The sequence below is a fragment of the Acinetobacter sp. USHLN143 genome (genome assembly GCF_037145695.1).
Lineage (GTDB): Bacteria > Pseudomonadota > Gammaproteobacteria > Pseudomonadales > Moraxellaceae > Acinetobacter > Acinetobacter fasciculus.
Genome location: NZ_JBBCWZ010000006.1, coordinates 67,765 through 76,679 on the forward strand (window position 1 = coordinate 67,765; position 8,915 = coordinate 76,679).

The window sequence follows — 8,915 nt, forward strand, 5'->3', positions numbered from 1 at the left end:
ACTGATGTCATAAGTGACTAGGAAAAGCACCTGCTTTCACGCTAAAATTGAAGCACTTCTGTTGAAGTTGTTAAAAAAAGATATATTGTTTCGCTTTAGAAACCCGCAAAATAAATTCCCTCAGAAGTCCTGTGGTTTTGGTCAGTAAAATTAGGAGCAGCTATGTCCAAGAATGGCTTTGGTCAAATGTATCGCAAGCTTTCAAGTAAGTTACTTGATCTTGTGGTTACCCCTCATGTTCTTGGGGAAGTACCAAGTGAAGTGACAGTACCTAAATCTGATCAGACTGCAGCAGAATCGCAAAAGCTGGTCTGCTACGTTTTACAGAACCATTCACGTAGTAATGCACTGGTTGTCGATGCAGAAACGCGCCGCTTAAAATTGCCGGCTGCACTTGATCCAATGCAACTCGGTAACAGTAAGGAAAAAGCATCAGTACTGTTTTTACAGCATCATGATGAAAATAATCTGCTCAGCTCACCACCGCATGCTTTCCCGCCGCGCCTGTTACGCCTGATTGAAATCCTGGAACAGCATCCTGAACTGGATGTCGAACTGGTACCGGTAACAGTACTTTGGGGACGTGAACCGGAGAAAGAAGATTCCTGGTTTAAGCTTTTATTTACCGATACCTGGTCTACGCCAAGCCGGGTCAAACAACTGGTCAATATCGGCCTGCATGGTCGCCAGTCTTATTTAGAGTTCCATGAATCGCAGTCTTTACGCACCTTGATTAACTTTGCTAAAGAGACGTATCCAAATTCAGCGCCGGCCACCTATATTGTCAGCACTTTAAATGATTACCTGGATGGTCAGCGCGAAGTCATTCTCGGGCCGGATCTGTCCGACCGCCGTAATGTCATGCATGGCCTGATCAAGTCACCAGATGTACAGGCAGCGATTCGCAATGACAGTATTCGTAGCAAAATCTCGATGCTGGAGTCTGAACGTCGCGCCATCGGTTATCTGAACGAAATCGTTTCCGACTATTCTCATTCTACCGTACGTTTTGCCGACAAGGCCCTGACCCGCTTATGGACCCAGCTTTATGACGGCGTGGAAGTGCATAATTTCAGTACCGTGCGTGAACTGGCCAAGGATTATGAAATTGTCTATACCCCATGTCACCGCAGTCACATTGACTATTTGTTATTGTCTTATGTGATCTATCGTCGTGGCTTGATGGTGCCGTATATCGCTGCGGGCGATAACCTGAATATGCCTTTTGTCGGTCAGATTTTGCGCGGTGGTGGCGCTTTCTTTATTCGCCGTACTTTCCGCGGCAATGCGCTCTATACCACGGTGTTTAAAGAATATCTGTATAGCGTCCTGTCACGTAATACCCCGCTCGAGTACTTTATTGAAGGGGGCCGTTCACGTACCGGTCGTTTGCTACCGCCAAAAACCGGGATGCTGGCAATGACCGTGCATGGTCATTTACGTGGCAAATCCAAACCGATTGTGTTTGTACCGACCTATATCGGCTATGAACGCCTAATGGAAGGTGGTACCTATGTCGGTGAGATGAGTGGCAAGCCAAAAGAAGCCGAGTCTATTTTTGGTATTTTGAAAACCCTGCGCAAGATTGAACGTATTTTTGGCAAGGTGCACCTAAACTTCGGGAACCCGGTATTTCTGGATGACATTCTGAAACAGCATGGCGCAGAAAATATCAAAATCGAAAAGAATGACGATCCGATTCCACAAGCGGTTTCTGATGCGGTGAATAGCTCGGCACAGGCTATTCTGGAAAATATCAACAGTGCGGTGGTGATCAATCCGGTATCGTTATTGTCTTTAATCTTGCTGGCTACGCCGAAACATACGCTGGATGAAGAGATCTGTATCAAACAGCTAGATACCTATCGCACCTTGCTGGCTGCCCTGCCTTATGATGAGCGCATGCAGGTGACGCCACTTTCTGGCAAGGAAATTATTGCCTACGCAATGAAGCTGAAACTGATCAAGCGAGTCAAGCATGTACTGGGCGATATCATTGCCATTGAAGACAATCAGGCCGTTCTGCTGACCTATTTCCGCAATAATATTGTGCACACTTTTGTGCTGCCCTCCCTGATAGCCGCCCTAGTTGAACATAACGGTACCATTCGCCGTCATAATGTCGTGAATATCAGTAGTACCCTGTATCCATTCCTCAAAGCCGAACTGTTCTTAAAATGGCATGAAGATGAAATTCAGGATCAAGTGAATGCGCATATTGACAGCTTAATTGCCTCGAAACTGATTACACAAGATGGTGAAAACCTGATTGCACCGGCACCGAATACGGAAGCGCATCATCAGCTTGAAATTCTGGCTGCGCCCGTAACTCAAAGTCTGGAACGTTATTACATGACTTTGGCACTGATTACCCAACGTGGTTCTGGCAATATCTCGACCCGTCAGGTCGAAGAGCTCAGTTACCTGGTTGGTCAACGCCTGTCTGTGCTATATGAGTTCAACTCACCTGAGTTCTTCGACAAAGCCCTATTCCAGAGCTTTATTAAAGTCTTAACCCAAAAAGGTTATCTGTGTACCAATGAAGACAATGCGATTGTCTTTGATGAACAGCTGACGAATGTGGCGCAATATGCAGATTTGGTATTGGATGAAGTGAAGTTGCAGATGTTGCATCACATCACCGACTTTACGGATGAAGAACTGAAAGAAGCTTTGGATGCAGTTGCGGCTGAACAAGCCAAGAAACGTGCGAAGCGGAAAAAGAAGTAAGTTTAAATTAAATAAAAAGAGAGGCTAAGGCCTCTCTTTTTATTTAAGAATTTATAAGAAGTGAAAATTGGAAAGCTAATGCCATTATTTAAATATGAGTATTCCCTCTCCTGAGCGAGTTTTAAAGCACGGCTTTTAAAACGAAGTGCAAGTGAGGATAGGGAGAGGTCTTTTAAATAAAATCCTCCCCTAACCCCTCCTTTGAAAAGGAGGGGGATTCCTCCCTTTAAAAAGGGAGGCTAGGAGGGATTATTTTTCCTCATCACCCCCAAATAATCCTCATAACAATCTGGATGCTCTAACTCAAATCCCATTTTCTGCATTCGAGTCGCATAAAGTTTCTTACCTGTCACCTGCTCACTTTCTACTTGCAACAAAGGAAGTCCCAGCTGCTGTTGGAACCATTGCAATATTTCATGCAATAATTTTGGCTGGTTATCGGTCACAATATAAGAAGATTCCGGATGTTCCACATGAATCATATGTGACAAGAAACGTGATAAATCTTCAATATGAATCCGGTTGGACCAGTGCAAATTTGGATAGCACGTCATAGAAGCAGCCATTTTTTGCAGACGCGCAACTGAAGTACCGTAAATGCCGCTCGGACGAATGATGGTAGATTGCTCAGGATAAGCAGTGAAATAAGCCTGCTCCATCTGCTGCAAGATTTTGCCCTGAGCATCATTCGGGTGAATTTTAGTTTCGTCATCTACGATTTCACCGGAATCTTGTCCATACCCTCGTGTCGATGACACCACCATAATCCGCTTCACCGGATGCTGTTTCAAGGCAGCCACAATAGGTTGAACCGAATCCAGATAAGTCTGCTGATAGCCTTCAACCGTACTTTGTTTTGGACTAAGTAATACATAGACCCAGTCAATCGGAGGAACTGCTGTTAAATCCAGTTGATGCACATCCTGAATCAGATGAGTTGCGAATGAATCTGTTTTGGGACTCTGGCTAATTGTGCTAATTTGATGACCTTGCTCAAATAGTTGTTTAGCCACACGTCGGGATGTTTTACCATAACCGATAAATAAAATATGCATTGAGCACCGAATCACAAATCTGGTTGAGGGGACATGGCTGCAGTCCATCAGTTACAAGGCGTTGGCAATGCCGCCGCTGCATTACTCGAAAAACTAAATATCTTCAATACTGATGATTTGCTTTTTCATCTACCACGTGACTATGAAGACCGTAGCACGATCATTCCTATGAATCAATTGAGCGTGGGACACAGCTATCTGCTGGAAGGCATCGTTAAAGGTGTGGATTTCCCCCCTGGCAAACGCAAATCCATGGCTGTGCTGCTAGATGATGATTTTGGCAAAGTCACTTTACGTTTTTATCATATTTATAAAGGCATTACTGACCGCTGCAAACTGGGTAACCGTTTAAGAATTTTTGGTGAAGTGCGGGTTGGTGCGCGCGGTCTGGAAATGTATCATCCCGAACTGCAAGTCATTACTGAGGACACACCTTTACCTCAAACCCAGCTCACGGCGATTTACCCTGCGACTGAAGGTCTGACCCAGCCAAAAATACGGGATTATATTCAGCAGGCCTTGGCTCAGTATAGCGACCATCTGCCTGAATTGCTGCCAGCAAAATTTAGTAACGGTTATGCGCTGAAACAGGCACTGGAATATATCCATCATCCACCAGTCAACGCCAATATGCTGCAGCTGGCACAAGGCTCGCATCCTGCACAGCAACGCCTGATCTTTGAAGAGCTGGTGGCGCATCAGATCAGTTTATTGACACGTCGGGCCTTTATTCAGCAAGTCGAAGCGCCTTCATTTGCGCCCAGTAAAACCTATGCCAAACAGCTCTTAGCCAGTCTGGCTTTTGAAATGACCGGTGCGCAAAAACGTGTATCCAGAGAAATCGTGCAGGATTTAAAAAGCAATAAACCGATGTTGCGTCTGGTGCAAGGCGATGTTGGTGCAGGTAAAACCCTAGTGGCCGGTGTCGCAGCCTGCCATGCCTTAGAGGAAGGCTGGCAAGTGGCCTTGATGGCACCGACCGAGATTCTGGCCGAGCAGCATTATCTGAATTTTAAACGCTGGTTTGAGCCTTTGGGCTTAAATGTGGCCTGGCTTTCCGGCAAGCAAAAAGGTAAAGCTCGCGCCGCAGCGGAACAGGTGATTCGGGATGGCAGCGCCCATCTGGTGATCGGAACGCATGCCCTGTTTCAGGAAAATGTCGAGTTTGCCAAACTGGGTCTGGTGATTATTGATGAACAGCACCGCTTTGGTGTGGATCAGCGCCTTGCACTCAGAAATAAAGGGCTAGATGGTATGTCTCCGCATCAACTGGTGATGACTGCGACTCCGATTCCCCGCACACTGGCCATGTCTGCCTATGGTGATCTGGATACCTCGGTGATTGACGAGCTTCCGCCGGGCCGTACCCCGATTCAGACCGTGACCATTCCATTAGATCGACGCGAAGAAGTCTTGCAACGGATTGCCAGCAACTGTGCTGAAGGTAAGCAGGCCTACTGGGTCTGCACCCTGGTAGAGCAATCCGAAACCCTAGATGCTCAAGCTGCCGAAGCGACTTTTACCGAAATTCGCGAGCGCTTTCCTGCGCTGAATATCGGACTGGTACATGGCAAGATGAAAGCCGATGAAAAACAGGCGGTAATGCAGCAGTTTAAAAATAATGAATTACAGCTCCTGATTGCCACCACCGTGATCGAAGTCGGCGTCGATGTACCCAATGCCTCCATTATGGTGATTGAAAATGCCGAGCGTCTGGGTCTATCTCAATTGCATCAGCTACGTGGCCGGGTCGGTCGTGGCGCCAAAGCCAGCTTCTGTGCCCTGCTGTATAAGCATCCACTTTCGCAAAATGGTCAGGAACGTTTAAGAATCATGCGCGAAACCAATGATGGTTTTATGATTGCCGAGAAAGATCTGGAGTTACGTGGCCCGGGTGAGCTGCTCGGGACCAAACAGACCGGGGACATGAATTTCCGTGTGGCCAAACTTGAACGTGATGATCACCTGCTCAATCAGGCACATTATGTGGCTCAGCAGATGCTCAAGGATTATCCCGATCAGGCCGAAGCATTATTGCAACGCTGGCTACCGGAAGCACCGCGCTATGCCTATGTTTAAATTACTGCAACATGGAAAATCCTGGCTGACCCGCTTACAGCCCTGCCAGCTCTGTCTGACCGATCATCAGTCCATTCATTCAGTCTGTGAAGATTGCTGGCGACAATTACCCTGGGCACATCAAACCATTCAACGGCAGGAAATGCAGTTACAGATTGCCTGCGACTATGCCTATCCGATGGACCGGCTGATTCAACTGTTTAAATATGAACAGACACTGCATTTGCAAAATTTACTGGCAGGTGCGCTGTTAAGTTTAGACCTGCCTAAAGTCAGTGCAATTGTACCGATGCCGATCTCGAATGAGCGTCTGGCAGAGCGCGGGTATAATCAATCTCTGGTGCTGGCAAAACATGTGGCGAAAAAGCTGAATGTACCCATCTGGCAACCTGTTCGACGAATGAAACAACACTCGCAAAAGGGCCTAAGCCGGCTGGAGCGGATTGAAGACATCCAATCACAATTCCAGATCAGTACCATTTCCAAGCTGCGTTACCGTCGGGTGCTGATTATTGATGATGTGGTGACGACCGGCAGCTCGATTCGAGCACTGAGCCAAACACTTGAACAACTGGGCTGTCAAAAAGTTTATGCAGCCTGTCTGGCAGGTGCTCAAATCTGAAAATTTAAGCTTGGGCGAGTAACTGCGACTTCACCCAAGGAATCACAATTTCAGTGGTCAAGGGTGCGAGTCGTAGCTCTTTTTCATCCAGATCGACCCATTTCATTTCGGCAATTTCCGCTTCAATTTTTGGTGCTTGATCCAGACTTACCCAATAGACATAACTCACCAGTTGATGATCTGGTTCATTCGCCGTCTGGGTTTCAAAACGCCCAATGAATTGCTGAATCTGTGCCTGTGTGCCAATTTCTTCCTGAATTTCACGCAACATCGTTGCTTCTGGTGCTTCATTTGGCTCCAGCTTGCCACCAACCTGCATAAAGCAGGACGTCCCTTTTTTACGAACCACCAGCAGTTGCTGCGCTTCATTTAAAATAATGGCTGCAGCCACCGTAATCACTTTCATTTATTTTCTACAAATCATGCTGTGGACAGCTTATTTTACAAGATCGGTCTGATCGACCATACCCCATTTCGCTTCAGGCGGCTGATAACTTTCAAACTGGCGCAAAATATCATCCAGATTATCACTCACAATTAAAGCATCGCTAAAGCGCGCTTTGGTAAAACCTTTCTCGGTCGTCATATGGATAAATTTGAGTAAATCATCATAGAAACCATCTACATTTAAAAAAGCACAAGGCTTTTTATGAATTCCCAACTGTGCCCAGGTCCATTGTTCAAAAATTTCTTCCAACGTTCCTGCACCACCCGGAATGGCAATAAATCCCTGTGCCAGTTCCGACATGCGGGTTTTACGTTCGTGCATATTATCGACCACAAATAGCTCGGTAATATGCGGATGCGCCAGTTCACGATTGACCAACTGTCTTGGAATTACACCAATCACCTTGCCACCAGCAGCCAAAGCACTATCAGCGATAATCCCCATCAAACCAGAACGACCACCGCCATAGACCAGCGTCTGATGTCTTGCTGCCAAGGTTTGGCCAACCTTTTCGGCAATCTGGGCATAGAGAGGATCGGAGCCCAGTGCTGAACCACAAAAAATTGCGATAGAATTCATCATTTCACTCTCCAATTGACGCTATATTGTACGAAATCGCTGCAAGCGCGTTTTTTCCAAAAATAACTGCTTAATATCAGTGTTTTTATTCAATTCCTTGTCTAAAATACACCCATTCCAATTCACATACTGCGCCAGGGAGAAAAGACAGCATGCTTGAAGCCTTTTACGCCACAGAGCGCGGTAGCTTAGAAGATATCACGATTAATGGTGATTTCGACCTGCATCCAGATTTAGTATGGCTTGATCTGATTGCACCTTCACAAGAAGAGCAGCAATGGATTCTAGATGCCTATGCGCAAAACTTACCGACCTTAAAATCGCTGGAAGATATCTCCTCTAGTGCCCGATTTTACCGTGATGATGACGGTATTTTGCATATCAGTACCTATTTTTTAACCAAAAATAAAAACTATCAGGTCGAGAACGAAAACGAAGATGAATCCAGCATGCTGGCGACGGTACAAACCGTAGCATTCATTCTGCATAAGGACCGTCTGTTTACCTTGCGTGGCGAAAAGCTGGTGGCCTTTCGTGCCTTCCGTGCCCGTGCGCGCCGCAATGATTATGAAATCGATTATAAAGATCCAACCTGGATTTTATTGGGCCTGCTCGAAGCCAAACTGGATGAGCTGGCCGATATTCTGGAAGATGTACATAAAGATTTAGAGAAATATTCAACTGAAGTGTTGAATAATCGCCATCGCGAGCAGATTCTCGATCTGGATGACATGATTACCCGTCTGGCTCAACTGGAAGATATGCTTGGTAAAGCGCAGCTCTGTCTGATCGATTTACGTCGTGTTCTGACTTTCCTGTCTCGTCCACGCGCCTTGGGCAGTCATATTTATGATGCGGATATCCGAGAACTCAGTGAAGATGTGCGCTCGCTGGTTGAACATGATGCCTTCCTGTTTCAGAAAGTGCGCTTCCTGCTCGATACCACGTCCGGATTCATTAACACGGAACAGAACGATACGATTCGTCGATTCTCGATCCTGCCAAGTATGCTTGCACCGCCGATGCTCATTGCCAGTATTTATGGCATGAATACCGAAGTTCTGCCTTTTGCACAAGGCTCCATGAGCTTCATTATGGTCAGTATTATTTTGATCGGCTTTTTAATCGGGCCATTGATTTACTTTAGATGGAAGAAGTGGATTTAATTTCTTCACCCTCTCTCTAACTCTCTCCCATAGGGAGAGAGCACTTCCAATATTTATTGAGATAGTAGTTTTTAAAAATATCATTTCTCTCCATAAATTTAGAGAGGAATTTCCCTCTCCTTTTAGGCATAGGTATCTACACAATTCCTGAACTTTGCGTTAAATTGAAGAGCATGCTCTTCAATTTAACATCTCTGGCCTGGATCAGCGTCTTGTCAAGCGCTATAACAGCCTTG

General features: G+C 46.0%; 7 protein-coding genes. 4 read left to right on the plus strand and 3 right to left on the minus strand.

Features of this window, described 5'->3' with window-relative positions; translation table 11 throughout:
• Positions 1–162 precede the first annotated feature (162 nt).
• Positions 163–2,730: a glycerol-3-phosphate 1-O-acyltransferase PlsB gene (gene plsB / locus WFH18_RS03395; protein WP_121979840.1), complete on the plus strand. Its 2,568-nt coding sequence runs from the start codon at positions 163–165 to the stop codon at positions 2,728–2,730.
• A 239-nt stretch (positions 2,731–2,969) separates the two neighbouring features.
• Here the strand turns inward: plsB and WFH18_RS03400 are convergent, their stop codons facing one another.
• Positions 2,970–3,785, minus strand: coding sequence for an NAD-dependent epimerase/dehydratase family protein (locus WFH18_RS03400; protein WP_004732295.1), 816 nt, complete (start codon positions 3,783–3,785; stop codon positions 2,970–2,972).
• Between the two features lie 33 nt (positions 3,786–3,818).
• Between WFH18_RS03400 and recG the strand changes: the two genes are divergently transcribed.
• Together recG and WFH18_RS03410 are read left to right on the plus strand one after the other, a co-directional pair.
• Entirely contained in the window at positions 3,819–5,864 is a 2,046-nt protein-coding gene (gene recG, locus WFH18_RS03405; protein WP_004732297.1) for an ATP-dependent DNA helicase RecG, read from the plus strand.
• Positions 5,851–6,486 (plus strand): ComF family protein, encoded by a 636-nt coding sequence (locus tag WFH18_RS03410; protein WP_004732299.1) that lies wholly within the window; start codon positions 5,851–5,853, stop codon positions 6,484–6,486. Before recG ends, WFH18_RS03410 begins: the two co-directional genes overlap by 14 nt.
• 4 nt (positions 6,487–6,490) lie before the next feature.
• Here WFH18_RS03410 and WFH18_RS03415 read toward each other — a convergent pair whose 3' ends face one another.
• Both WFH18_RS03415 and WFH18_RS03420 read right to left on the minus strand, forming a co-directional pair.
• Positions 6,491–6,892 carry an NUDIX hydrolase gene (locus WFH18_RS03415; RefSeq protein WP_004732301.1) on the minus strand — a complete coding sequence of 134 codons (402 nt, stop codon included), beginning with the start codon at positions 6,890–6,892 and terminating at the stop codon, positions 6,491–6,493.
• Positions 6,893–6,922: 30 nt separating this feature from the next.
• Positions 6,923–7,513: a TIGR00730 family Rossman fold protein gene (locus WFH18_RS03420; protein WP_004732303.1), complete on the minus strand. Its 591-nt coding sequence runs from the start codon at positions 7,511–7,513 to the stop codon at positions 6,923–6,925.
• A gap of 152 nt (positions 7,514–7,665) precedes the next feature.
• On the opposite strand from WFH18_RS03420, the gene WFH18_RS03425 reads away from it, so the two are divergent.
• On the plus strand, positions 7,666–8,679 hold the full coding sequence (locus WFH18_RS03425; protein WP_004732304.1) for a CorA family divalent cation transporter: 1,014 nt from the start codon (positions 7,666–7,668) through the stop codon (positions 8,677–8,679).
• Positions 8,680–8,915 lie beyond the last annotated feature (236 nt).

Bases quoted from the DNA above. Each gene is read 5' to 3' on its own strand.
- WFH18_RS03420 (WP_004732303.1), bottom strand. From the start codon at position 7,513: ATGAATTCTATCGCAATTTTTTGTGGTTCAGCACTGGGCTCCGATCCT.
- recG (WP_004732297.1), top strand. From the start codon at position 3,819: ATGGCTGCAGTCCATCAGTTACAAGGCGTTGGCAATGCCGCCGCTGCA.
- WFH18_RS03410 (WP_004732299.1), top strand. From the start codon at position 5,851: ATGCCTATGTTTAAATTACTGCAACATGGAAAATCCTGGCTGACCCGC.
- WFH18_RS03425 (WP_004732304.1), top strand. From the start codon at position 7,666: ATGCTTGAAGCCTTTTACGCCACAGAGCGCGGTAGCTTAGAAGATATC.
- WFH18_RS03415 (WP_004732301.1), bottom strand. From the start codon at position 6,892: ATGAAAGTGATTACGGTGGCTGCAGCCATTATTTTAAATGAAGCGCAG.
- plsB (WP_121979840.1), top strand. From the start codon at position 163: ATGTCCAAGAATGGCTTTGGTCAAATGTATCGCAAGCTTTCAAGTAAG.
- WFH18_RS03400 (WP_004732295.1), bottom strand. From the start codon at position 3,785: ATGCATATTTTATTTATCGGTTATGGTAAAACATCCCGACGTGTGGCT.